The following is a 25,018-nucleotide window of genomic DNA, read 5'->3' as shown; positions in this document are numbered from 1 at the left end:
CCTTCCGGTCCCGGACACAGATGCGATCAAGTCGCCCACATTTGGGCACACGAGTCTCATGAACGAATCAGAGCTTTCGCCGGAGGGCGGTCGGCCCGTGGACCTGTACCTCGACCTGCTCCGCATTCGGATGGCCCCAGCGGACTACGAGCTGCTGCTCCGCATGGTCGAACCGGCGCTCAAGGCGGTCGAGGACCAGAGTGCGGGTCCGATCGAGCTGAGCCTCGAGGGCGCGGAGGGCAGCACTGTCTCCCAGGAGATCCGGGACGAGGCGTCCCTCGTTCTCGCGGTCGCCGTCACCGGGCGCCTGGACAACCAGATCGTCGAAATCGAGACCGAGGAGGTGGGACCCGTCAGGATCGTGACGGACGCGGACACCGCGGTCGATCCGGACCGGCGCAGGGAGATCGCCGACTTCATCGGTGAACGGCACCGTCAGGACGAGGAGCTGCGGGGCATCGCGGAGGTGAGCGGCCTGCCCACCGACGTCTGACATGCCATGAGGCGGGGCTCGTACCTGTCGGCCCCGGCACGATGAACGCTTTCGTCGCAGCGTGCCGTCCTTCGCCGTGGCCGACCGCGCCGACCACGGCGAACGTGTCCTGGCGCCCGCGTACGCCGTCGTCCGCCCCGAGGGCCTGTCCTTCGACGCGGGTGCCCTCGCGGGGGCCGAATGGGGCCGTCCAGGACGACAGCCACAGGTCGTCATACCGCGAGCACGGGCCCGCCGGCACGCGCAGGGGCGCCGTCAAGGGCTCCCACGCTGTCGTGGTCGGACGACCTGGCGGTGGTGGAAGCGGTCAGCGAGCCGGTTTCGTGCTCCGCGGGGTCAGTGCCTCCGGAACTGTTTTCTCCAGCAGCGTCACCGCGTAGGTGTTGCCCAGGCCGCCGTCCTTCGACGACTGCTCGCCGACGACCGTGTACCCCGCTGTCTCGTAGTACTGCCGTAGCCGCGGGTTGCTGGCCAGGCAGTCCAGACGGCACAAGGTCCGGCCGGTCTCGGCGATGCGGCGTTCGGCCTCGGCGAGCATCAGGCGTCCGGTGCCCGGCGGTGCGGTGCGCCGGTCGGTCATCAGCCGGTGCACATACCCGGCGCTCGGGGGCTGTGGGCCCCAGGCCGCGGGATCGTCCCACCACAGTTCCCAGGCACCGGCGGTCGGGCCGGTGGGGCCGAGGGTGGCGATCCAGATCTCGCCGTCGGCCAGCCGCGCCCGGAAGTGATCCTCGCCGAGTTGTCCCGGCTTCCACTGGTCGATCCCGCGGGCGATCTGCCAGCGGGCGGCGCTGTCGCGGAGACGGACGAGTTCCGGCAGGTCGCGGTGGTCCGCGCGCCGGAAGGTCAATTCGGGTTCCGCGGCTGGTTCGAGCAGGTTGCGGCGCAGGGCCGCGATCAGGCCCTCGTCGATCCTCAACAGGTCGCGGGCGTAATCGGCCATCGATCCGTGCTGGTGCGTCAGCGCGTCGAGGAACAGGCGCATGACATCGGCGGGGGCACGTCCGTAGCCGGGCCAGGTCGGTTCCTGGCCGGGATGGTCGGCCCGCCAGTCGGCCAGCAGGCGTTCGGTGGCGAGTTCGGTGAGGGTGAAGTCCTCGACGATCTGCGACTCGGGGACGCCCAGGAGAGCCAGGACGAGTGCGGCCACCAGCCCGGTGCGGTCCTTGCCGGACGCACAGTGGAACACCACGGACTCGTCTGTGGAGGTGGCGACGGCCGCGATCACTTCGACGACCTGACGCAGTTCCTTGACGCCGTCGTGGGCCACTTCCATGTACTTCTCGGCGAGGAACGGCCCGGTCTCCACATCCGGCCCGAGGCCCGCTTGATCGTAGGGACGGTGCTCGATGCTGAGGTTGTGATAGGTGAACGCCGGGTGCTCGGGGACGCGTCCCTTGGCGTCGATCTCCCAGGGGTAGCGCAGGTCGATGACCGTGCCGATACCGAGGGCGAGAAAGCGTTCCCACTCCTCGCCCGTGAGCTTGCCCAGTGAGTCGGAGCGGAACAGCCGCCCCCACCGCACCACGCGTCCGTCCGCGGTCGTATAGCCGCCCAGGTCACGGAAGTTGTGCAGTCGTTCGAAAGATATGTGTCTGTTCACAAGGCGGCACCCTATGTCCCCTCGACCACACAGAGCGGAAGTCGAGGAACGGCGTTGCCCCAGCCAGCGGTGGACACTAGAGTCGATCACGTGACTGCCGGGTCGGCCATGGGCCATGCACGAGTGAGGCGCCCGGCCTCGGCGTGAGCGCGAGGCGGGCAAGAGCCCCGCCCCCTCTTCTCCGCGTCTTTCCTCCCGGCGCCCGCGTGTGGCGCCCCATCCCAGCGGATCCCACGACCCGGAGACACACCGCAGATGTCACACGAACAGCAGTACCAGGACGAGTCTCAGCTGCCCGCGACCACCGCCCAGCTGAACCACACCGCCGTCTACGCCGGCGACCGCCGTCTCTCCGCAGAGTTCCTCGCCGCGATTCTCGGGTTGAAGGTCGGCGCTCCGTTCGGGCCGTTCCTGCCCGTCGACCTCGGCAACGGCGTGACGCTCGACTACTACGAGAAGACCGGCGAGCCGATCCAGTCGCAGCACTACGCGTTCCTCGTGCCCGACGCGCAGTTCGGCGGCATGATCGCCCGTCTGGAGGCGGTCGGGGTCACCTACTACGCCGACCCCAACCACACCGAACCCGGCCAGATCAACCGTCTCTTCGGCGGTCGCGGCGCGTACTTCGCCGACCCGGACGGCCACAACATGGAGATCATGACCCGGCCCTACATCCGGCCTTAACCCCCTCCTGGCGGCCTGACTCCACTGCACCGGCAGCATCCCGGCCCGGCCGGGAAGGCATGGGTGGCCCTGCCCATGCCTTCCCGGCCAGGAGCTGGGCCACGCCTGAGCTGTCGGGTCGACTGCCCCTGACTGTGGCGGCGCGTGCCGGGTGGAACGGTGGCGTCGAACATACTGTCGCGACTCGGCTCGCGGGGCCGCTCAGACGTCGTCCATGCGGCGTCGGTCCTGCTCGTCCCAGGCGCGGGTGTCACGAGGCTGGGTGTACGGCTCGGCCTTGGGCGGGTGGCCGCCGATGATGGCGCGCTGACGTGCGGTCTCCGCGTCGAATTCCAGGCCCAGCAGGATGGCCAGGTTGGTGATCCACAGCCAGACCAGGAAGACGATGACGCCTGCCATGGTGCCGTAGGTCTTGTTGTACGAGGCGAAGTTGGCGACGTAGAACGCGAACCCGGCGGAGGCGATCATCCAGATCACCAGGGCCAGGAAGCTGCCCGGGGTGATCCACCGCCAGCCCTTCACCTTCGCGTTCGGACTGGCCCAGTACAGGATCGCGATCATGAGCGTGACCAGGATGACCAGCACGGGCCACTTGGCGATCGACCACACGGTCAGCGCGGTGTCACCGATACCGAGGGCATCTCCGGCCTGGCGCGCCAGACCGCCGGTGAAGACCACGATCAGTGCGCTGATCACGGCCAGCACCATCAGGACGACCGTCACGCCCACCCGGATGGGCAGGATCTTCCACACCGGACGGCCCTCGGGAATGTCGTAGACCGCGTTGGACGCGCGGATGAACGCCGCCACGTAGCCGGACGCCGACCACACCGCCAGAACCAGACCGATGATGGCCACGACCGAGCCGGTGCCGGCGTTGTTCTGCAGTTGCTCCACGGCCCGGGTGATGATGTCCCGGGCCGAGCCGGGGGCGAGCTTCTGGACGTTGGTCAGCACCTTGTCGGTGGTCGACTTGCCGGTGATGCCCAGCAGCGACACCAGCACCAGCAGTGCGGGAAACAGCGCCAGCACCCCGTAGTACGTCAACGCCGCCGCGCGGTCGGTCAGCTCATCGTCCTTGAACTCCCGCAGACTGCCTTTGAGCACCGCACCCCACGACCGTTTGGGCAGCTTCGTCGGCGCCTCCGGCGCTGCCTGCTCCACCTGTTCGTCCGGACCGAACTGCTCGTCCGTCTCCTGGGCGGTCTCCGGACGGCCGGAGGCGGGGGCGGGGGCGGCATCCGTGGTGTCGCTCCGACGCGCCTCGTGGTCCTTGTGTCCGATTTTCGGTAGCCGAGCCATGGACACCGAGTAACCCGCTCGCGCACGCGTATGCGCACCACGCGAAAAGGAGGCGTGCCACGGACTGGGGGTCCGTGGCACGCCGGTCGTGCGGGCGGGTGGCCTTGCTTCAGCCTTTCGGCCGGCCCGCGGTGGGGTCAGCGGCGGCTGTGACCGTGCCCCTCGTGCCCACCCCGCCGCTCGTGGCTGCCGCGCCCCCAGGACGCCGTGTCGATGACACGACCGTGGTCGTTGCGCAGCGTCGCGGTGTCGGAGCGGTCGTTCCACACCTCGTGGCGGCGATCCTGGTAGACGTCACGGTGGGTGTCCCGGCCGTTGCCGGTGTGGACCCGGACGGTGGAGTGGCCCTCCAGGCGCAGGTGGTGGAAGGTGTAGGTGCGGCCGTCGCGGTTGCTCAGGGTCCAGTCGTCGAGGTTGACGGAGTGGCGGCCGGTGTTGGTGATGTCCACCCACTCCTGGTTGAGGGAGCGGTTGCTGCGGTCGTCGCGGCCCGGAGCGTCGTAGTGGACGTTGCTGATCTCCACCCGCTGCCGGTGGGGCTGGCGATCCTGGTCTGCCGAGGCCGGCAGAGCCGCGACACTCATCAACGCGCCGGCGGTCAGTGCGACGGCAGTCAGACGACGGGCTGAAACGGACTGCAAAGCGGACATGTGTGCCCCCTTGGGTGCTGGCAGACCACGACAGCGGTGCTGCGGGTGGTCTGCGGTGTGCGGGTCCCGGCCCGGTGGCCGAGGACCACCACTCTCCCGCCGCCCCGGGCTGCCGTGTCCCGGACCGGGCGAGGGTTACGGATCACCGACACGGCTGTGATCCTCACCTGCACACTGCACGCATATCGGCGCGGCATGAAGTTGACGCAGCAGTACACACGCCACCCTTACCAGCCTTGGCCGACCCCTACCTCCGCTGCGGCGCGCCACCCCACTCGCCACCCCACTCGCCATCCGACCGTCACCCGAAAGTGAGCAACAGCCCCCGCCCCCACCCCATCACCCGAACGGGGGGCGTGGCGCACAAGCGTCCACGCCAGGCGGGCCCACCGGCGGCGCGACCGTGCCAACCCCTCGACGTCAGTTCCACAGGGGGTAGGTGACCGTTCGCTCGAACCCGTCCGGCCTGTTGTCGGTGTAGACGAGGCTCATCTGGGTGTAGTGCTGGACCTGCGGGCGCTTCTTCCAGGGCTGCGGGTGGTCGAGCCGCACGACGACCGCGTACGAGTGGAACTTGCCCGCCGCGCAGTACGGCTTGCAGTCGTTCACCAGGTTGAAGCCCTTGGCTGTCGCCGAGTTCAGGTTCCAGTGCGACCACTTGAGCGAGGACAGACGGCTGTTGCCGTCACCGCAGGCGAGGATGAAGTCGGTGGGGCGTACGTTCGGTTTCCAGAAACAGTCGACAAGCACGGTGCGTTCGGGCTGCTGTTTCACGGCCCGCGCGGTCGGCGGGGCAGCGGAGGACGATCCCGTGGCTGCCGCGAGCGATACAGCCGCACAGAGCGTAACCAACGTTTTCACTGTGTGTGTCCGCATGTCCGCTCCCGGCCGCCTGTCTCCGCCACCCATGGCCCCGCGCGCATACCTCTGGTCCGCTCGCCTGGCGAAGTCTGGATTGTGGGGCTGACGCAGGACGGTGTGCCGTTCCGTCGCCAGCGATCGTCTCTGTACTGACGCTACGACTGTGTCAGGGGATGCACCACTCGTACGGAGCAACGCGGCCGTCCACACCGGTGGGGGCGTCCCGGGTGCTCTGGGCCACCGTCTCGAAGGTCATCGTGTCGCCCGCGCCCAGCACCGGACCTACGCGCGAAAGCAGGCCCGGATCGGCTACGCCACGCTTGGCTGGGCGAAGCGGCGGTGATCCTCGAGCACGTGACCGATCAGACGTCGGTTGACGGCGGCCTGTTCCGGATCGGTGTCGATGCACTCGGCCAGGGTCAGCAGGCTTTTCCAGAGAGCCCACCCGCGAGCCCGTGCCCAGGTGCCCTCGTCTTGGCCGACAGCACGGCGGAACGCGTCCCGACTGTCGCCGGAGAACATCCCCCATGCGATCACCAGGTCGCAGGCCGGATCGCCGACACCGGATGTGCCGAAGTCGATGACAGCCGCGAGTTTCCCGTCTGCGACCAGGAGGTTGCCCGCGCCGACGTCGCCGTGGAACCACACGGGGTTCCCATCCCACGGGGCGGCGAGGGCGGCGCCCCAGACGGTGGCCGCACGGTCAGTGTCGACACGTCCCTCGAGGGCGGCCAGGCAACGGCGGGTCTCGTCGTCGTAATGGGCCGGTGACGCGCCCCGGTACCAGCTGTGTTCCCCGGCGAGCGGGCCGCCGGTGGTGTCGCAGCGCTGGAGCGCGAGGACGAACTCGGCTACCGAGACCGCGAACTGCGACAGGTCGTCGATGCGCCCTCGATCGGCTCGCTCACCGGGGAGCCAGCCGCGTACGGACCACGGGAACGGATATCCCTCACCCGGGACGCCCATCGCCAGGATCGGCGGGATGGCGACCGGCAGCGATGGTGCGAGCCTGGGAAGCCACTCGTGTTCCTTGGTGACCGCTGGAACGTAGCCGGCGGCGGTGGGCAGACGGGCCGTCATGTCGTCGCCCAGGCGATAGGTGCGGTTGTCCCAGCCGTCGATGTCCACCGGGGTCACCGGCAGGCCGCTCCACTGAGGGAACTGCGCCGCGATCAGACGGCTCACCAGGGCAGCGTCGATCCCGGAGCGTCCGTCCGGGGGAGTGGTCGGCATCCCGCGATGATCGCTCGGGCGAGCGTGGGCGGCAACGGATTATCGGGGTGCGGAGCTTGGCGTCGCGGGCGCGGCGTCCGGACCGGGGTCCGGGCTCCCGGTCGTCGGGGCGGCCGGTTCGTACCCCTGTCGCACAGCACGCTCGACGGGGGTGAACTCCGCCTGTGATCGGCGTTGTCAGTGGTCGCCACTATGTTCAGCCGTGTCTCGCCGCTCTGGCGCGAGAGCCCCTTGGTGCAAAGGAGATGGTGCGTTGTCGGATTGGGAGAAGTCCAGCATGGCGCGCGTGATACCGCCCGCGCGACCGCGCAAGCTCGCGAAGGTCCCGTTCGTCGAACTTGCCGACGGACGCCTGCAAGGCGTGGTGTCCAGCGGATCGGACATCGAGCGGGTCTACGTCTCATCGGTCGCGGCCGGCAGCTACGCGTTCGCGTGCAGCACCAACAACAACCGTCCCTGCGGCGGCGCTCGGGGCTCGTTCTGCAACCACATCAAGGCCCTGATCAACGAGGCGGTGCTGCAGTACGGCGTCGAGCGCGTCGTCCGCTACCTGCGTGTGGACATCGCGGACGAGGAGCGGAGCGCACAGGGCATCGCCGCGGAGATGAGCGGAACCAACCCGCCACAGGGGGACGCCAAGGCCGCCGCTTGGGTCTTCAGCCGGTTCCTGCGCCACCTGGCCTACCTGGAACTCGCCCCGACCACCGCGCCGTTGCCCGAGATGCAGTGGTTCCCGCCGACCAGGGCGGTGGCGTGATGCGCACCGACCTGCTCACCGAACCCATGGCCGGGCTCGACGAAGCCCTGGCCGCGGTCGATGGCTTCGACCGGACGCTCGTCGGCGGCCTGCTCCGGCCCCAGCCCGCCCAGGCCGCCGACCTGAACCAACTCGCCTGCGCCGTCGCGGGGACACCGCTGGCCTCCAGGGTCGCGGAGGCCGCCGACAAGGCGGCGGCCGGAGCCGCGAGCGAGGACCACTTCGTCGCCCTGGCCGCCGCCCGCACGGCACTGCTCGGCTCCGTCCACGACGCCCTCATGACCCGCGTCGACGAGGTGATCGGTCGCACCCGCGGTGAGGCGACGGCCTCGACGCCCGGCGAGCGGCACATGGTGAACCTGCTGGCCGCCGCCCGCTCCTGGCTCTGCGATCTGGCGCGCGCCGGATGGCAGGGCATCGATCACGAGGTGGTGTCGGCATCGGCGCAGGTCGTCTCGTCGATGCTCCCGGACCCCTCCCTGCGCCGCCTGGCGACGCTCCTCGACGGCTTCGCCGCCGAACTCGCCGCCTCCTGCCCCGGGGCGGCCCTCAAGCGAATGCCGGTACGCCGCTGGGGAGATGTGTGGTCGCGTGCGATGCTCCTGACGGTGCCCGGCGCCGCCGACGCGCCCACGACCGCTCCCGCCACCGGCCGCCTGCTGCCCCTCGGTGTCGACGTGCACGAACACGCGACCGCCGCGCAGGCCCAGGTCCACGCCGTGTTCGAGCCCGCGGACGGCAGCGCGCCCCGCCTGGTACGCGCCAGTGTCTCGGTGCCGAAGCCGGACACGGTCGTCGGAGCCGGTGTCTGGCAGCTGCTCCGCCCGCACATGTCGCTCCTGGCCGCCGCAGGCGAAGGCCGTTCGATGGAGCTCCACGCCATGCCGATCACCGCCGAAGGCGACCTGATCTGGAGTGATGAACAAGGGCGCCCCGGTGAGCCCGCCGACCCCTTCGCCACCGCCCGCGTCGTCCTGCCCACCGCGACCGCCGCACACACCGCGCCGCTTCACCGGCATCCGGCGGGCATCGCCGTACCGGTGTTCCTGGAGGGCTACGCCGTCCACAAGGACGGCGACGTACTGACGTTCAACACGGCCGGACACGGACACGGACACGGACTCGCCGTCGAGGCCGACCGGGTCCCGACCACCGGCCCGCTGACCCCCGAGGCCGTCGCGCTGTCGAACGCGTGCATCGGCCTGCTGCGCTGGGACACCGGGGCGTTCAGCGTCCAACCGCTCGCCGTCGAGACGACCGTGCGGAAGAAGGCTGTCGCGGTCCACGCCGGAGCATGGGCCGGCGGCACGGCCGACAAGACGGGCGCCAAGGCCGAGAAGGCCGCCACCGAGGCTGTGGCGGTGTTGCGTGAGCGCGCCGGAAGGCTGCTGAGGAAATGACCGAGCGGACGACCGAACACACGCCCGAGCAGAACGCGGAGGCGGACTCGGACGAGAACCGTCGCCAGGTTCTCTACTGGCGGCTCCTCGCCCGTCTCTTCGACCACGAAGAACAGGCGACGCTGGAGTCGGCGAGCCTCGCTGTCGTCGAGGACATCGGTCTGCCGTCCGGGCTGTTGGACCCGGGGACCTCCGTCGACTCGATCGTGCAGCGCCACCCGGAGCTGGCCTCCGAATTCGACGGTCTGATGGTGCCCGAGCCCGAGCCCGACGACGACGGACGCGACCGGGCCGCCGAAGTACGGCGTGCGGCCCTGGTGTCGAAGGTGCTGCTCAACGTCTTCGCCGCCGGATCCGGCACCGTCACCGCCGGACAGCTGTCGCGCTGGCAGTCCGACGCGGGGTGGCTGGAGCGAGCGCTCGGCTGCCGGCCGGGCGAACTGCGCGGGGGACGCCCGGGAGGAGGGCGCGCGGGGCGAGGCGCCGGTCCGGCCGGCACCGGCGGTCGCGGTGCGACGCCCGACCTCGGCCGTCTGATTCCCGCGATCGGCCCGGAACTCGGTGCCATCGAGGCCGATCTCGTGAAGCGGATGCACTTGCGTGAGGTCCTCGCCGATCCCACCCTCGCCGCACAGCTGACCCCGAGCATGTCGCTGATCGAACAGCTGCTGCGCGACAAGAACAATCTGTCCGGCGTCGCGCTGGCCAATGCCAAGGCTCTGATCCGCCGCTTCGTCGACGAGGTGGCCGAGGTGCTGCGCACCCAGGTGGCGCAGGCCACGGCCGGCGCGCTGGACCGCTCCGTCCCACCCAAGCGGACCTTCCGCAACCTGGACCTCGATCGCACGATCTGGAAGAACCTCACCAACTGGAGCCCGGAGGAGGAGCGGCTGTACGTCGACCGCCTCTACTACCGGCACACCGCCCGCAAGACGACGCCCCAACGGCTGATCGTCGTCGTGGACCAGTCGGGCTCGATGGTCGACTCGATGGTGAACTGCACCATCCTGGCGTCGATCTTCGCCGGGCTGCCGAAGGTGGACGTCCACCTGATCGCGTACGACACCCGTGCCATCGACCTGACCCCTTGGGTGAGCGACCCGTTCGAGATGCTGCTGCGCACCAACCTCGGGGGCGGCAACGACGGACCCGTCGCCATGGCCATGGCCCGCCCGAAGATCACCGAACCGCGGAGCACCGTGATGGTGTGGATCTCGGACTTCTATGAGTTCGACCGCTCCCAGCCGCTGTTCGAAGGCATCGAGGCGGTCCACCGCTCCGGGGTGAAGTTCATCCCGGTCGGCTCGGTGACCAGCTCCGGTCGCCAGGAGGTCAACCCCTGGTTCCGGGAGCGCTTCAAGGCCCTTGGCACGCCGGTGGTCTCCGGCCACATCCGCAAGCTCGTCCACGAACTCAAGACGTTCCTCGCTTAGAAAGGCCCTGTGATGTCCGACCTGTTGCGCGCCCCCGCCGAGATCAAGTACGCCGAGGAACTGGACTGGCTGGAGTCCATCGACGACAACCCCAAGCCCTTCTCCTGGCGCCTGTCCCCGAAGATGGTCCGCCTGTTCATCCTGGGCTCCGAGCGCTCCGACGGCCTGGAGCGGGAGATCTCGCAGAAGTGGTTCGGCGACCGCAGTTTCGTCGAGCGCTCCATCGTCACGCTGGCCTCCGACCGTGGACTGCTGCTCATCGGCGACCCCGGCACCGGCAAGAGCTGGCTGGCCGAGCTGTTGTCCGCCGCGATCTGCCGCAACTCCACGCTGGTCGTGCAGGGCACGGCCGGCACCACCGAGGATCACATCAAATACTCCTGGAACGTGTCCATGGTCATCGCCAAGGGCCAGTCGCGGGAGTCGATGATCCCCTCGCCGATCATGACGGCGATGGAGACCGGCGCGATCGGCCGGTTCGAGGAACTCACCCGTTCCACCAGTGACGTTCAGGACGCGCTGATCTCGATCCTGTCCGAGAAATACGTCTCGGTTCCCGAACTGGACAGCGACAGCGTCGTCTTCGCCCAGCCCGGCTTCTCGATCATCGCCACGGCCAACAGCCGTGACCGGGGCGTCAATGACCTGTCCTCGGCACTCAAGCGCCGCTTCAACTTCGTACGCATCCCGGTGATGACGAACAGGAAGAGCGAGGCGGAGATCGTCCGCTTCCGCACCGAGGAACTGCTCCGGCGCCACCAGATCGAGCTGGACGTGCCGCCGACGCTGCTCGACGTGCTGTTGCAGAGCTTCGCCGACCTGCGTGCCTCCGCGGCCGCGGCCGGCAGCGACGACGAGAAGCTGGAGTCCGCGCTGTCCACCGCCGAACAGATCGGCGTCCTCGAGGACGCGATCCTGCACAGCAACTTCTTCGGCGAGCGCGCCCTGACCGCCCGCACGCTGGCCTCCTCGCTCGTCGGGTCACTGGCCCGGCGCGAGCCCGAGGACCTGGCCATCCTCAACAAGTACCTGCACGGCGTCGTCGAGCCGCGCGGCAAGGAAGAGGGCGGATCCTGGCCGGAGTTCCTGGAGGGCGGCCGCGACGCGATCGCCACCCTCTCATGAGCGGCACGCACGGGCAGACCTTCGAAGAGCTGCGCGGACAGTTGCAGGAGGCCGCCGCGACGTTCTCCGACGGGCCCGACGCCCTGGAGGGCATCCTCCTCGGCATCGTCGACGACGTCGACCGCGCGGTGCGCGAGCCACTGGAGATCTTCCCCGTCTGCCACCACTCGCCCGCCTCGGCGCTCGCGATGGCACGCCGCCTGCGGGAGAAGCGGCCGAAGGTCGTGTACCTGGAGTTGTGCGAGGACATGGCGCCCCTGCTGACCGAACTGCGCAACTGCCGACTGCCGGTGGCGGTGCAGGCGTTCGCGACCGAGGTCGACGGCTTCCCGGCCGACTGGTCCCCGCTGTCGGTGGTCGCACCGATCACCGAGGCCTCGGCCGAGTACCAGGCAATCGCCTACGCACTGGACACGCCGGGCGTCGAACTGGTCCTCGTCGACCGTTCCTCGGACCATGTCTTCCAGTGGGACTCGCGCGGGACGCACTCCGCCGAGGCCGGCGCCGATCCAGGGGCGTCGGACGCACCGCCCGTCGAGGAGGAGGCCGCACTGCACGGCGACGCGGTCGGCGTGGAGATCGGCGACCTGCGGCCGCGCTTCGCCGAACTGGAGGAACACCTGCTGCACCACGGCAGGGTGCGGCACTGGTCGGAGTGGTGGCACCAGTACGTCGAACTGCCCCTCGGCGACAGCGATCACGACACCTATCGCCAGGTCATGCTCCTGATCGGCAGCCTCTTCAGACGCCTTGCCCCCGGCGACCCCCACCGGGTGCGCGTGGACGAGGACCGCGAACGCTACATGTGGACCAGGATGCGCGAACACCTGGCCGCGACCGGCACCGATGCCGCGGACTGCCTTTACGTCTGCGGTGCCTTCCACGCGGCCAGTCGCGTCGCGGAGTTCGGCGTCCACGGCACCGACACCTTCGAGATCGGTCCGCGCAGTGCCACCAGGTGGCAGCACGGCCTCATTCCGTCCAGCCACGCGGCGATCGAGACGCAGTTCGGCCTCGCCTCCGGCTCGGTGTCGATCGCCGCGACGGTGTGGGCGAAGAACGTCAGGCGCACGCGCGTGGAGCCCTTCCGCCTGGCGGGACAGGCGGGCGCGAAGACGTCGAAGGCCAAGAAGACCGCGGTCGCGGCCGCCCCCGTGCCGGCGGCCGCGAACTCGGACAAGCTGACCGGCTTCCTGCGGCGACCGCCCGTCCTGGACCGGCTCGACGAGACCGAACTGCTCGGCTGGTCGGTGGAGATCGTGCGCGCCGCGCGCCGCAACGGCTATCTCGCCTCCACCGCTGACGCCATCGCGGTGTTCGAGACGTCCATCCTGCTGGCCGGGATGCGCGATCGGGCCAGACCCACGCCGTACGACTTCCAGGACGCGGCGGTCACCTGCATCGAGAAGGACACCGTGCCGGGCCGGCGCGATGTGCGCCGCCTCGTCGACATCATGATGGGCGGCGACCGGATCGGCCAGGTCGGTTACGACGCGCTGCCACCACTGGCCCGCGACGTGCACGACCGGCTCGCGCCGCTGAACCTGAAGTTGCAGCAGCGCGGCGTCCAGCGGGCGTTGCTGGACATATCCTCCCAGCCGCAACTGGAGCAGTGCTCCGACGTGCTGTGGATGCTGCGGTACCTGATGCCGCAGGGCACGGCCCGGCCCATCATGGGTGAGCGGCGGCTCGGCGAGCGGCCGATCCAGGAGTCGTGGGACCTGGCGCTGGGCACCCACCAGCGCGCGCTCATCGAGCTCGGCTACGAGGGTGTCAGCATCGAGCAGGTCCTGGAGCAGCGCCTGCGCCGCACGGCGTACGGGCCGCACGCCACCACGGCGACCGTCCTGGAGGCCATCGAGGACGCGACGCTGCACCTGCGCAGCCGCCGCCTCACCGACGAGCTGGGCACCCGCGCCCTCGAGGTGCTGTCGGCCGAACGCAGCGTCGACGGCGCACCGGAGGTGCTGCGCCGGGTGCGGCGGCTGCTGGCGTACTACCGCACCAGCGAGCCGGTGCTGCCACCGTGGATCGAGTCCTTCGTCAAGACCGGATACGCGCACTACTGCACCCTGCTGCCGACGGCGTTCACCGACGACGACGCCACCGTCCGCCAGGTCGCGGCGATGCTGGGATTCCTGTTCGGCATGGAGAGCCTGGCGCTGTCGCTGGGCTGCGACCGAACCCAGCTGGAGCTGTCCGTCGCGCAGTCGCATCCGCAGGAGCCGTCGAAGGTGGCGCTGCTGTGGGCGGCTCAGGTACAGCTCGGACATCTCTCCCGCGCGGACCTTCGCACACGCTGCGACGAACTGCTGGACAACCCCATGGTGGTGCCTGCCTATCCGCGTTACCTCAGCGGATTCGTGCACGCGCTGGAACCGGTGCCGGGGCTGGCCGACCTCGTCGTGGAGGCAGTGTCGAACGCGTTCGGACGCCTGCCGGACCCGGTGCTGCTGCCGTGGCTGCCCACCCTCATCAGCACCCTGCGCTCCAACGGCGCGGAGCTCGCCCCGCTCCTGATCCGTGAAGCCGGGCGGATCTTCCCCGGCCGGCTGGGGGAGCTGGACGCGTGGGTGCCGCCGTGGCGGGCCCAGCCGTTGCCCGACACCGCGCGCCCGGGCGGGCGCGCGGGCGAGGGCCGCAACGTCGCGCTGCTCGCCGCCCACCCCGCGACGTGCGACGCGGTGGCGAGCCTGCTGGGCTGCGACGGTACGTGGCAGACAGCCGATCCCGGCCCGGCGGGCGGGCAACTGATCGGCCGTCATCCGGATACCGCGGTGGCCTTGGAGTCGCTGTTGGCCACTCCGTGACATCTGTCGGACAGTGGCCCTCCCCCGGGGGACGTACACCTGGTCCGCCGTCGTGCCGCGGCGGCGGGACAGGGGCGGCGTTCTGTGGCCTCAGACGCGGTCGGCCACGATCAGCAGGTACTGGAAGCTGCCGTTCTTGTACGCGGTCCGGAACGAGTCCTCGATGCCGGTGGCCAGCCGGTCGGACCGCTTGCGCAGCTCCCAGTAGGACAGCGCGGCTCCGGTGAGATCCTCGACGTGCACGGGGACCAGCCGGTTGCGGGCCATGGCCCGGAAGTATGCCGACCGTGGATGGATGTCGCAGATGTAGTGGGCGTTGATGAGGGACACTTCGCGTGAGGCCCTCCCGTAGGTGTCGTTGTAGCACCCGATGATCACCGCACAGCGTCCGCCGCGACGCAGCAGCCTGGCATGTTCGGCGAACAGCAGCTCCAGCTCGACGTACATGGTGGATTCGTTGTTCCACGAGGCCGCGAACGCCCCGGTCGGCAGGCCCGTGTCGAGCATGTTGCGGTGGTGGTAGCGCACCTTGTCGCCGATGTCCCGCTTGCGGGCCTGTTCGTTGGCGAAGTCGGCCTGCTTGGCGGAGATCGTGACGCCGTCGGCGTGGCAGCCGTACCGCAGGTGCGCCACGACGCTGCCGCCGCCGCGACCGCAGCCGGCGTCGAAGACGCGGTCGGCGGGGGAGAGGGGGCTGAGGTGGCCGGCCAGCAGTTCGGCCTGGGCGTGTTCCAGTCGGTGCAGCTCGGCGGTGATCCTCTCGTGGCGCCGCGAGGGGTCGGGCTCGTCGAGCACGGAGTAGTCGACGGCCCCGACCCCGTAGTGGTGGTGGTACAGATCGTCGATCTTGCCGAGTTCGAGGTTGACCGGGTTCTCCTCGGCGTTCCAGTAGTCCGCGACGCGGGACTGGTACGTGGACTGGGTCGGTACCGGTGCTGCCGTGACGGCGTCGGGGGCGGTGGTCAACAGTGGCTCCTCGCAGTGCATTTGACGTACTGTCAGTAGTGGTTACCAGTAGTTCGGCAGGTGGTAGCGGTGGGTGTTGGTGGCATGCCACCTCGACGATGGACAGACAGGGACGGAAGTTGTTGAACTGCCGCATCACCAGGTACTCCCACACCCGCGGCACATGGCGTGTCTCCGCCCAGGCCGCCTCGGCGAGGTACCCCAGGTGCAGCCGGGCGATGTCGTGGACGAGGCGGTCCGTCTGGCTGGGCGTGGCGAGGGTGGCGTAGTCCTTGACGGCCCAGTGGTACGAGCGCAGCGGCCCGTCGGCCTGCATGCCGTGCCGCCACTGCTCCTCCGCCTCGGGAGTGCCGTGGTAGGGGTCGATCGCGGACTGGGCCGTGATCAGCCGGCCGCCGAGACCGCGCGGTGAACCACCCCGGTCCTCGCAGTAGCAGTCGTCGACGATGTTCTCGGCGAGCAGCAGTTTGCCGGCGACGGTGAGGCGCTCCACGTCCGCGGCACCCGGGTGCTGGAGCACCACGGCCCGGCCGAACTGGAACCCCGCGAAATCCCCGAACCACGCCTCGGGGAACACGTCGAGCCGGCGGGCCCATGCCTCCAGCCTGCGATCGGTCTCCGCGACCTTCGCGGGATCGGCGGGGACCGCCGGCCGATACCTGAGCCCGGGGATCGCCCCGCCACGCCGGGCCCGCACGGTGCCGGCGATGTCGTGCGGTCCCGGCGGCGCGAACGAGGTACCGGGAAGCGGTGACGCGCTCATTCGGTGCTCCATCCCGTCATTCGGCGGTCCGGCCGATCTGTACGTTTTCCAGGATCCCCGCCGCGTCCGGGACGAGGATGGCCAGCGAGAAGTGGGCGGTGACGAGGTAGCGGATGATCGCGGCGGTGTCGATGCCCATGAACCGCACGTTCAGACCGGGCTGGTACTCCTCCGGGATGCCGGTCTGATAGAGGCCGATGACGCCTTGGTCGGCCTCCCCGGTGCGCAGCGCGATGATGCTGCTGGTGTGCTGCGGGGTGACCGGGATCTTGCCGCAGGGGAGCAACGGGACGCCGCGCCGGCGGGCAGCTCGTGCCCGTCGATGTTCGCGGTGCCGGGCACCAGGCCGCGCCGGTTGCACTGCCGGAAGAAGGCCGCGATGGCCTTCGGGTGGGCGAGGAAGAGCCGGGTCTTGCGGCGCATGCAGAGCAGCTCGTCGAGATCGTCCGGAGTGGGCGGGCCGGTGAACGTGCTGATGCGCTGGCCGTAGTCGGCGTTGTGCAGCAGCCCGAATTCGCGGTTGTTGAGGAGCTCCCACTCCTGGCGCTCGCGGATCTCCTCGATGGTCAGGCGGAGTTGCTGCTCGGTCTGGTTCATCGGCTCGTTGTAGAGATCCGCGACCCGGGTGTGTACGCGCAGCACGGTCTGGGTGAGGGACAACTCGTATTCGCGCGGGGCGAGGTCGTAGTCGACGAAGCCGCCGTTCAAGGACGGCTCGCCCACGTGACCGGCCTGCACCGGGACGTCGGCCTCGCCCTTGCGGTTCATGGGCCGTCGCTGCCGCTCGGCATAGGCATCTAGGTGTTGCGCGTCATGACGTTGTTGACGCTCATGCGATGGGCGCGAGGGTGTGAGTACCGGTAGCGCCTTGTGCGAGTGCCTGTGCTGCCTGCGCGAGTCTGCGGATTGCCTGGGCTAGTTGACTCGAAGGGAGCGTGTACGGCAGTCGGATGTTGCGTTCGAACGCGCCTCCGATCCCGAATCGTGGGCCGGCCGCGATGGTCACTCCGTGGTCAGGCGCCATGGCTGCCAGCCGCGAGCTGACGGGCCCGGGGAAGGCTGCCCATAGCGTCACGCCGCCAGCTGGCTGCGGGGCGTGGACGTTCGGTAGGTGTTCGGTGAGTGCTTGCCACAGGGCGTCACGTTGCGATCTGAGTTGCTGGAGCGTGTCGGGCCGCTGGGTCTGGTGCTCGTTCAGGAGGACGGCTGTGGCGAGCTGTTCTACGACGGGGGTGCCGAGGTCTGTGGTGGGACGGGCTTGTTCGACACGTTCCAGGAGAGAGGGCAGCGCGCGAATCCAGCCTGTGCGTAGGCCGCCCCAGACGCTCTTGGACACGGAGCCGATGCTGATGGCCGTCGGCATGTGCAGCGCGAGGGGTTCGGGGCTCGGAACGTCCAGAGCCAGATCGGTCATCGTCTCGTCGACGACAGTGGGACACGCGAGCCTGAGCTGTTGGCGCACGCTCGTGGGCATGCACATCCCGGTCGGGTTGTGAAAGTCAGGTATCAGGTAGGCCAGATTCGCGGCTTGCCCTGCTGCTTGGAGTTGCTCGGTGTCCCAGCCGGAAGACGTCACGGCGACGGGTAGAAGACGGGCGCGCGCTTGAGTGAACGTCGTGATCGCGTGCGGGTAGGTCGGATGGTCGATGAGGACTTTGTCGCGTGGCGACAGGAGTACGCGCGTCAGAAGCGCTAGAGCGTGCTGCGCGCCGTTGGTGATCAGGATGTGATCGGGCCGGGTGGGCAGTCCTCTCCGCTGATACCATCGGGCGACTGCTTCGCGCAGCTCAGCGGTGCCGTATCGGTCGTAGCCGTGCCGCTCGAAATGACGTGGCAGCTGTTCGAGAGCCGTCGCGAACGCGGCGTGGAGGATTTCTACGGGCGCAGCCGGCGCGGCAAAAGACAGGTCGATGGTCTCTGCGTCCGTGCCGACCAAGTGCTCGGGAGTGGTGTCATCAGGCAGTCGTACCGTCGCCCTGGTACGCGCCTGTGTGGCGAGGTATCCGTGCTCGACCAGCGTGCGGAACGCGGTACCGACGGTGGTCCTGCTGGTGCCGAGCGCGACAGCCAGGTCACGCTCACTCGGCAGGGCCGCACCAAGAAAGAGGCGTCCATCCAGGATGAGCAGACGCAGCCTGTCGGAGAGACGTTGATGCGCCGGCCCCGGCCCCTCCTGCCAGGTCCCCAACATCCCCGCTACCGCGTGCGAGCTGATTTTCACCGAACCAGCCTAGCCAATCTGGCTATGGAATCCAGGACCAGATGGCCAAGAGACTCGCCATATGGCACCTCCCGCTTCCACGACGCACACCTCCGTCCCGGCTCGTCACGACCCACCCGTACTACCGCACATGAACGCATTCGCCCAGGTCCGGGCGGCCGGAAAGGCACGTCGGATCCCCCAGCTCCTGCTCGGCTTGATGGGATACGGGGCCTCCGTCATGCTGCTCGTCCAGTCCGGGCTTGGCGCAGCCAGCTGGAACGTGCTCACAGAAGGCACCGCCAAATCCCTCGATATCTCGTTCGGTTGGGCGACAAACCTGATCTCGCTGCTTGTGCTTATTGCATGGATCCCCCTGCGAGAACTGCCCGGGCTTGGCACGCTCCTCAACGTCGCGATCGTCGGCTTCGCCGCAGATGCCACCGCGACTGTGCTCCCCAACCCACAGGGGCCACTCGCCGAGATCGGATATCTCGCCCTCGGCCTTGTCGCTCTGGCATTCTTTGACGCGCTCTACCTCGGCGCGCAGTTTGGGTCGGGACCACGCGACGGCATCATGACCGGACTCGTTCGGCTCACCCACCTGCCCGTCGCCCTTGTGCGCACCGGCATCGAAGTCGCTGTTGCCTGCGTCGGCTGGCTTCTGGGTGGAACCGTCGGGGTCGGCACTGTGCTTATCGCACTGTGCATGGGGCCCCTCGTAGGCTGCTTCCTGCCGCTGGTAGCGGTTCACCTTCCTGCTGTCTCTGCACCCACACGGCACACCCGATGACCGGGAAGAGACCGTCGCTTCACCGCAACGCCCCGCTGTCTGTTGAAGGCCGGCGCCGCCTCGTCGAACGCTGTAAGTCGCGCCCGATCGCCCACGTGGCCGCGGAGATGGGGATCTCAAGAGCGTGCGCGTCGAAATGGGTAAACCGGTTCCGCCGCTACGGTGAACTTGGCCTGCACGACCGGTCCTCCGCGCCTCGCCACCAACCGACAGCCACGCCGGCGCGGTAGTGGAGCAAATCGAGCGGCTGCGCCGGGAACACAAGTGGTCCGCAGCACGCATCACCTTCGAACTCTCGGCCCAGGGCATCCAGATCAGTCGCCGGACCATCACGCGACATCTGGAACAGCTCGGGCTGAGTCGCCGTCGGTTCATCGATCCGGACGGGGAGTCCAACCGCACAGCGCGGCAGATCATCGCCCACCGCCCGGGTCACATGGTGCACATCGACGTCAAGAAAGCCGGCCGCATCCCCGATGGCGGAGGCTGGCGAGTCCACGGCCGCGGAAGCACGCAGGCCAAATCTGCAGAACGGCAGAAACGCCGAACCGGCCGTCGCGGCTACATCTACCTGCACTCCGCCATCGACGGCTTTTCGCGTCTGGCCTACACCGAGGCACTGCCAAACGAGAAGGCCACCACCGCCATTGCATTCATGCACCGCGCTCGCGTCTGGTTCGCAGCGCATGGCATCACCACCATCGAGCGGATCGTCACCGACAACGGAGCCTGCTACCGAGCCGATGCCTTCGCTCGCGCGCTGCTTGGAGCACGGCACCAACGCATCACCCCATACACACCTCGCCACAACGGCAAAGTGGAGCGGTACCACCGCATCCTCGCCGAGGAATTCCTCTACGCCCGGAGCTGGCAATGCGAGCAAGAACGCTCAGATGCGCTCCGCGTCTGGAACATCCACTACAACTACCACCGCCCACACGGGGCAGCTGGAAACCAGCCACCGGCAATCCGCCTGCCCATGACCGTCACCAACGTCCTGTCCTCATACACCTAGTAGGGCTCCGTTAGGTTGCTCTGGCTCTTGGGTTGTGGCTGGTGGTGGATGTTTTGGGCAGGGGGCGGTGGCAGGTGGTGCAGGTGCCGCTCCAGCAGTTCAGCAGGTCCTGGATGGCGTCGAGGGTCTGGTAGAGGGTGAGTCCGCTGTACCGGCTTTTGGGGCCAGACGCTGTTCGGTGAGGAACGCGTGGGCGGCGGTGACCAGGGAGACGTGGTGGTGCCAGCCGGTCCAGGAGCGGCCCTCGAAGTGGTCCAGGCCGAGGCCGTGCTTGAGTTCGCGGTAGTCGTGCTCGATGCGCCAGCGGATCTTCGCCAGGCGGACCAGTTCGGCGAGGGAGAGCGTGTCGGGCAGGTTGGACAGCCAGTAGTCGGTGGGCGCCTCGGCGCCTTCGGGCCATTCGACCAGCAGTGTGACCTCGGGCAGGACACCGTCCCAGCAGTTTTCGTCTGTGGCGGCGGCCTGGGCGAGGCGTCGGGATTTGACCCCGGCCGGCCGCACCCGCAGGGACAGGAAATGCGAGCGCATCGGTCCGCGGGAGCCTTCCCGCCAGGTCACCTCGGTGAAGGCCTGCCGCCCGTGGCCGGTCGCCAGCGCCGCCACCGAGGACGGCTTGTCGCGGTAGCGGGGCTGGGGCTTGCGGCCGTTGCCCGACCAGGGCGGCGCGAAAGGCTCGGCATCGTGCGGATGGACGGTCACATCCGAGCGGATGGCCGCGACATAGCCGATGCCCCGGCCGTCCAGGCCGTCGCGGAAGTCGGCGTTCTGCCCGTAGCCGGCGTCGGCCACCACCACCGGCGGCACCAGCCCCCACCCGGCCAGCTCGTCGAAGATGTCCAGAGCCAGGCGCCACTTCTCCCGGTGCCCGACCTCTGGCGGTATCCCGGTCTTCTGCCGCCGTGGCGCGTCGTGCGCCCACTCCTGGGGCACGAACAACCGCCACTGCAGCGGGCAGGAGGCAGTGTCGGAGACCGCGTGCACGCTCACCGCGACCTGGCAGTTGGCCTGCTTGCCCAGCGCCCCGCAGTACTGGTGCGCGACCGCGACCGACATCTTGCCGTCCTTGGGGAACGACACGTCATCGACCGCCCAGGCATCCGGGCCGATCTGCGCCACCATCCGCTCCGCGATCCGCCGCCGCACCGGCACCGGATCCCAGGTCGACTGGTTCACGAACTGCTGCAGGTTCTGCTCGTTGCCATCCGGCAGCCGCTCTGCCATCGGCTGGATCGACTTACGCCGTCCGTCCAGCATCAGCCCCCGCAGATAGCAGTCGCCCTTCGCCCGCTGGTCCTTACGCGGCACCGACGCGAACACGTCAGCCACGAATAATGCCAACGTCGCCCGAGCACGGTTCACTTCATGTGCATCCACACCTTCAACATGCCCCCAAACAGGACCGCGAGACAGACCTAACGGAGCCCTACTAGGTGCGCCGCGAGGGACGGCACCCGCTCGGTGAACTCCGTGACGACGTCCCAGGGGAGCACGAGCACCACGCCCGCCGTCTCGGCCCGGACCGAGCTCAGCCACAGAGGGTCCGACTGGCCGATGGCCTCGTCGCCCATCTGGTCGCCGTCGGTGACGACCCCGATGGTTTCCTCCTCGCCGTACTTGCCGGCGGTGTAGCGGGTGAACCGGCCGTGGGCGATCACATATGCCTCCGTGACGGGCTGCCCGGCCTCGAAGAGGACCTGCCCGCTCCGCACCTCCCGGGTACGGAAACGGGTGGCGATCTCCTTGAGCACAGCCGTGTCGGAGTAGCCGCGCAGGACCGGCAGTTCGGTGATGCTTGCGTTCGCCGCGGGGCCCCCTGGAGGCCCGGGGCTCGACAGTGCCCCTTAAGCTCCTGCGTATGGGTGAGGGGGAGACCGGCAGACGGGTCGTGGACAACCGCTTCGAACTGGAGGCCCGGCTCGGGGGCGGCGGGATGGGCACCGTGTGGCGGGCCCGTGATCTGCTGCTGCACCGGAGCGTGGCCGTCAAGGAAGTACGGCCGCCGGACGTGGACTTCGCCGAGTACGACCCGGACGGCGCGCACCTGCTGCGCGAACGGGTCCTGCGCGAGGCTCGTGCCCTGGCCAGGGTCGAACATCCGAACGTGGTGACGATCCACCACATCGTCGACGGCGGCGAGGGCACCTACCCATGGATCGTCATGGAACTCGTCGGCGGCGGGTCGCTGGCCGACCGGCTCGCTCGTGGGCCGATGACCCCGGCGGAGGCCGCGCACATCGGGCGCGGAGTGCTCGCAGCCCTGCGTGCGGCGCACGCCGCAGGAGTGCAGCACCGCGACGTGAAACCCGCCAACGTGCTGCTGCGCCCCGATGGCAGTCCGGTGCTCACGGACTTCGGGATCGCCGCGATCCGCGAGTCCACCACTCTGACCGCCACGGGATCGATCATCGGCACGCCCGACTACATGGCGCCGGAGCGCGTCACGGGCGATCGGGGTGGCCCCGGTGCGGACCTGTGGTCGCTGGCGATGATGCTGTACGTCGCTGTCGAGGGGCACCATCCGCTGCGCCGGGGGACGACGCTGGCCACGCTTGCCGCGGTGCTCCACGACGACGTACCGCACCCCGTGAAGGCCGGTCCGTTGACGCCGGTACTCACGCGAGTGCTCGTGCGTGACCCCGCAGCGCGGCCGGACGCCGAGGCCTTCGACCGGATGCTCGCCGCCGTGGCGGAAGCCGGTCCCGGGGCCGAGCCCACGTCCTACCCACTCGCACCCCCGGTCCCGGCACCGCCGCCCGCGACCACGGAATCCGGGCTTGTCGGAGCGTCGCGGAACCCGAGGGACCACCTGAGGCGGCCGGCGCGGGAACCACGGGACGCCGTACCGGACCCGCGTCCACCACTGGGGTCCGACGCCGACCGTCTCGGAACGCGTACGGTCACCCGTCGGCCGGGACGGGCACGGCTCATCGTGGTGGCCTCCGTCGCCGGTGCGTCGCTCGTGGGCGGGCTGGTCTGGCGGACGCTGCCCGGAGGCCAGGACGGAGCCGCGGCGTCGCCCGGGGCCTCCCGCGAAACGGAGCACGCCCCGGCAGCGCCCACGACCGTGACACAGAAGCCGACGGACCAGGAGTCGGACAGCGAGACCACCGACCTGCTCACCCCGGCCGGCATCCGGGCCTCGATCAAGGCCATCGAGAAGGAGACCGGACGGGACAGCTTCGGTGACTTCTCCGTCTACCCGGACCATGTCTCGGCGTCGGTCATGGTCGAGGGCAGCCGTACCCGCTACGACACCTACACCTACCGTGTCGACCGCGGCGTGGAAAAGGGCATCATCAAGGGCACGCTGGCGGGTGGCCGACAGCCGGTGAGTCTGAAGAATTTCCAGTGGGACATGGTTCCCGCGCTGCTCGCCCGTGCGGAGAGGGCGCTGAAGGTCGAGAAGCCGACGGCCCGCTACCTGCTGGTCCGGCAGCCGGACAACGTATTCGGCACTCCTGCGGGCATGGCGGTCTATCTGAGCAACGACTACCGGGAGGGCGGCTACCTGGAGGCCGACACGCAAGGCAAGGTGACCAAGGTGATGCCGGCCGCCGGATGACGGCCGCGGTGGTGACGCCGACGACGTCGTCGGCGACGCCCAGCACACTCGCGATGTCGGCGTCGCACGTGCGGGACGGCGGCAGTTCGCCGCGCCGGACCATGATCGGACGCTCCGGACGGAACGGCCTAGAAGCCGAGATCGCTCAAGCCGGCATGGTCGTCCGGGCGGCGACCGCCGGCCGGTAGTCGGGCTCTCGTGTCCACGTGCGCGTGAGGAAGCCGACGATCTCCGCACTGCCGTTGACGAACTCGGCGCGGTTGCGCCAGCGCGAGCCCGGCGTGTACGCCAGGGACAGCCCTCAGGCGACGCCGGACCCGCGCGAGAGCGGGGCCGGCGCCGAAGAACCCCGGGCGGATCTGTACCGGTCGTCCCTCACATTGCCGCCTAGCCACGGATGAAGTTCAGCAGGTCAGCGTTGAATTCCTGCTCGTATGCCCCGGTCAGACCGTGCGGCGCCCCCGAATAGACCTTCAACGTCGCGTCTTTGACGAGTTCGGCAGATTTGGGTGCCGACGCCACGAGGGGGACGATCTGGTCGGCGTCGCCGTGCGCGATGAAGGTCGGTACGTCGATGCGCCGCAGGTCCTCGGTGAAATCCTGTTCCGAGAACTGCTCGATGCAGTCGTAGGCCGCCTTGAGTCCCACCTGCATGCTCCACAACCAGAACGCGCGCCGTACCCCGTCCGTGCCTTCGGCGCCGGGCCGATTGAAACCGTAGAACTGATCCGACAAGTCCCAGTAGTACTGGGCGCGGTTGCTCAGGACGCCCGCACGGATGGCGTCGAAGGCTTCGATCGGGAGCCCCTCCGGGTTGGCGTCGGTCTTCAGCATGATCGGGGGAACGGCTCCCACCAGGACCGCCTTGGCAACGCGGCCGCTGCCGTGCCGGCCGATGTAACGGGCCACTTCACCGCCGCCGGTGGAGTGGCCGACGACAACCGCGTCCCGCAGATCCAGGGCGCCGATCAACTGCGAGAGGTCGTCGGCGTAGGTGTCCATGTGGTTGCCGTTCCACGGCTGGCCCGAGCGGCCGTGCCCACGGCGGTCGTGGGCAACCGCGCGATAGCCGTTCTCGGCCACCAGACGCAGTTGAACGTCCCAGGCGTCGGCGTTGAGCGGCCAGCCGTGGCTGAACACGACGGGCGGTCCGCTGCCCCAGTCCTTGTAGAAAATCTCTGTGCCGTCATCGGTGGTAAAAGTGCCCATGGTGCCGGTCTTCCCTCTGACCGCTGTTGGCGCAGAACGAAAGAGACGCAGTCCGCCGCGGCTCACGACAGCCGTGAGCGGTCGTATTCAATGCGACTGTCTCGTCCGGTCGACAGCGGCGTACGGACAGCGCCTCCCGGCTCGCGAGCGCTACGCGGA

At 69.1% G+C, this 25,018-nt stretch carries 19 protein-coding genes and 5 pseudogenes; 11 read left to right on the top strand and 13 right to left on the bottom strand.

The features are described 5' to 3' along the window. The first annotated feature begins 58 nt into the window (after positions 1–58). Complete coding sequence (locus GTY58_RS05385) at positions 59–493, top strand: hypothetical protein (protein WP_010982433.1); 435 nt, start codon at positions 59–61, stop codon at positions 491–493. Positions 494–800: 307 nt separating this feature from the next. Here GTY58_RS05385 and GTY58_RS05380 read toward each other — a convergent pair whose 3' ends face one another. Then, positions 801–2,096 carry a tyrosine-protein phosphatase gene (locus GTY58_RS05380; protein WP_010982432.1) on the bottom strand — a complete coding sequence of 432 codons (1,296 nt, stop codon included), beginning with the start codon at positions 2,094–2,096 and terminating at the stop codon, positions 801–803. 255 nt (positions 2,097–2,351) lie between these two features. On the opposite strand from GTY58_RS05380, the gene GTY58_RS05375 reads away from it, so the two are divergent. After that, on the top strand, positions 2,352–2,780 hold the full coding sequence (locus GTY58_RS05375) for a VOC family protein (RefSeq protein ID WP_010982431.1): 429 nt from the start codon (positions 2,352–2,354) through the stop codon (positions 2,778–2,780). Between the two features lie 201 nt (positions 2,781–2,981). Here GTY58_RS05375 and GTY58_RS05370 read toward each other — a convergent pair whose 3' ends face one another. The 4 genes from GTY58_RS05370 to GTY58_RS05355 form a co-directional block, all read right to left on the bottom strand. Further along, complete coding sequence (locus GTY58_RS05370; protein WP_078234807.1) at positions 2,982–4,082, bottom strand: YihY/virulence factor BrkB family protein; 1,101 nt, start codon at positions 4,080–4,082, stop codon at positions 2,982–2,984. Positions 4,083–4,219: 137 nt separating this feature from the next. After that, the gene (locus GTY58_RS05365; RefSeq protein ID WP_306292913.1) at positions 4,220–4,606 is read right to left on the bottom strand and encodes a lamin tail domain-containing protein; all 387 of its coding nucleotides are present in this window, start codon (positions 4,604–4,606) and stop codon (positions 4,220–4,222) included. Positions 4,607–5,152: 546 nt separating this feature from the next. Then, positions 5,153–5,506, bottom strand: coding sequence for a hypothetical protein (locus GTY58_RS05360; protein WP_306292912.1), 354 nt, complete (start codon positions 5,504–5,506; stop codon positions 5,153–5,155). A 396-nt stretch (positions 5,507–5,902) separates the two neighbouring features. Next, positions 5,903–6,826: an aminoglycoside phosphotransferase family protein gene (locus GTY58_RS05355; protein WP_010982427.1), complete on the bottom strand. Its 924-nt coding sequence runs from the start codon at positions 6,824–6,826 to the stop codon at positions 5,903–5,905. Positions 6,827–7,103: 277 nt separating this feature from the next. On the opposite strand from GTY58_RS05355, the gene GTY58_RS05350 reads away from it, so the two are divergent. Genes GTY58_RS05350 through GTY58_RS05330 form a run of 5 tightly spaced genes read left to right on the top strand, consistent with a single transcriptional unit; the run spans position 7,104 to position 14,351 of the window. Beyond that, a complete protein-coding gene (locus GTY58_RS05350) occupies positions 7,104–7,583 on the top strand; it encodes a hypothetical protein (protein WP_010982426.1) in 480 nt (159 codons plus the stop codon). Continuing rightward, the gene (locus tag GTY58_RS05345) at positions 7,553–8,983 is read left to right on the top strand and encodes a hypothetical protein (protein ID WP_037650303.1); all 1,431 of its coding nucleotides are present in this window, start codon (positions 7,553–7,555) and stop codon (positions 8,981–8,983) included. Before GTY58_RS05350 ends, GTY58_RS05345 begins: the two co-directional genes overlap by 31 nt. Next, positions 8,980–10,416 (top strand): VWA domain-containing protein, encoded by a 1,437-nt coding sequence (locus GTY58_RS05340; protein ID WP_010982424.1) that lies wholly within the window; start codon positions 8,980–8,982, stop codon positions 10,414–10,416. Before GTY58_RS05345 ends, GTY58_RS05340 begins: the two co-directional genes overlap by 4 nt. Before the next feature lie 12 nt (positions 10,417–10,428). Then, entirely contained in the window at positions 10,429–11,541 is a 1,113-nt protein-coding gene (locus GTY58_RS05335; RefSeq protein ID WP_037650305.1) for an AAA family ATPase, read from the top strand. Further along, complete coding sequence (locus tag GTY58_RS05330; RefSeq protein WP_010982422.1) at positions 11,538–14,351, top strand: DUF5682 family protein; 2,814 nt, start codon at positions 11,538–11,540, stop codon at positions 14,349–14,351. Before GTY58_RS05335 ends, GTY58_RS05330 begins: the two co-directional genes overlap by 4 nt. A 90-nt stretch (positions 14,352–14,441) precedes the next feature. Here the strand turns inward: GTY58_RS05330 and GTY58_RS05325 are convergent, their stop codons facing one another. The 4 genes and pseudogenes from GTY58_RS05325 to GTY58_RS05315 all read right to left on the bottom strand — a co-directional run bounded on the left by GTY58_RS05325 (position 14,442) and on the right by GTY58_RS05315 (position 18,301). Further along, on the bottom strand, positions 14,442–15,338 hold the full coding sequence (locus GTY58_RS05325; protein WP_171033250.1) for a geranyl diphosphate 2-C-methyltransferase: 897 nt from the start codon (positions 15,336–15,338) through the stop codon (positions 14,442–14,444). 64 nt (positions 15,339–15,402) lie between these two features. Beyond that, positions 15,403–16,080 (bottom strand): annotated as a pseudogene (locus GTY58_RS40490) (cyclase); the annotation flags it as partial. Positions 16,081–16,096: 16 nt separating this feature from the next. After that, positions 16,097–16,884: pseudogene (locus GTY58_RS05320) on the bottom strand (family 2B encapsulin nanocompartment shell protein); the annotation flags it as partial. A gap of 25 nt (positions 16,885–16,909) precedes the next feature. Further along, positions 16,910–18,301 (bottom strand): PLP-dependent aminotransferase family protein, encoded by a 1,392-nt coding sequence (locus tag GTY58_RS05315; protein ID WP_010982418.1) that lies wholly within the window; start codon positions 18,299–18,301, stop codon positions 16,910–16,912. Between the two features lie 130 nt (positions 18,302–18,431). On the opposite strand from GTY58_RS05315, the gene GTY58_RS05310 reads away from it, so the two are divergent. Together GTY58_RS05310 and GTY58_RS05305 are read left to right on the top strand one after the other, a co-directional pair. Further along, positions 18,432–19,073, top strand: a complete 642-nt coding sequence (locus GTY58_RS05310) for a membrane protein (RefSeq protein ID WP_010982417.1) — start codon at positions 18,432–18,434, stop codon at positions 19,071–19,073. Then, positions 19,070–20,088: pseudogene (locus tag GTY58_RS05305) on the top strand (IS481 family transposase). Before GTY58_RS05310 ends, GTY58_RS05305 begins: the two are co-directional and overlap by 4 nt. A 99-nt stretch (positions 20,089–20,187) precedes the next feature. Here the strand turns inward: GTY58_RS05305 and GTY58_RS05300 are convergent. Both GTY58_RS05300 and GTY58_RS05295 read right to left on the bottom strand, forming a co-directional pair. Beyond that, entirely contained in the window at positions 20,188–21,462 is a 1,275-nt protein-coding gene (locus GTY58_RS05300) for an IS701-like element ISSav4 family transposase (protein WP_010981725.1), read from the bottom strand. Positions 21,463–21,515: 53 nt separating this feature from the next. After that, a pseudogene (locus GTY58_RS05295) lies at positions 21,516–21,881 on the bottom strand (cyclic nucleotide-binding domain-containing protein); the annotation flags it as partial. Between the two features lie 62 nt (positions 21,882–21,943). Here GTY58_RS05295 and GTY58_RS05290 point away from each other — a divergent pair. Next, positions 21,944–23,650, top strand: coding sequence for a serine/threonine-protein kinase (locus GTY58_RS05290; protein WP_010982413.1), 1,707 nt, complete (start codon positions 21,944–21,946; stop codon positions 23,648–23,650). Continuing rightward, the gene (locus tag GTY58_RS05285; protein ID WP_037652674.1) at positions 23,647–23,838 is read left to right on the top strand and encodes a hypothetical protein; all 192 of its coding nucleotides are present in this window, start codon (positions 23,647–23,649) and stop codon (positions 23,836–23,838) included. Before GTY58_RS05290 ends, GTY58_RS05285 begins: the two co-directional genes overlap by 4 nt. Here the strand turns inward: GTY58_RS05285 and GTY58_RS05280 are convergent. Further along, positions 23,832–23,948 (bottom strand): annotated as a pseudogene (locus tag GTY58_RS05280) (DUF1348 family protein); the annotation flags it as partial. The gene GTY58_RS05285 and the pseudogene GTY58_RS05280 overlap by 7 nt on opposite strands. Positions 23,949–24,037: 89 nt before the next feature. Further along, positions 24,038–24,859, bottom strand: a complete 822-nt coding sequence (locus GTY58_RS05275) for an alpha/beta hydrolase (protein ID WP_010982412.1) — start codon at positions 24,857–24,859, stop codon at positions 24,038–24,040. Between the last annotated feature and the right edge of the window lie 159 nt (positions 24,860–25,018).

It is taken from the genome of Streptomyces sp. SID5469 (assembly GCF_009862865.1).
Classification (GTDB): domain Bacteria; phylum Actinomycetota; class Actinomycetes; order Streptomycetales; family Streptomycetaceae; genus Streptomyces; species Streptomyces avermitilis.
The sequence above is the reverse complement of the archived record's forward strand: the minus strand, read 5'-3'. Positions and strand labels throughout refer to the sequence as shown.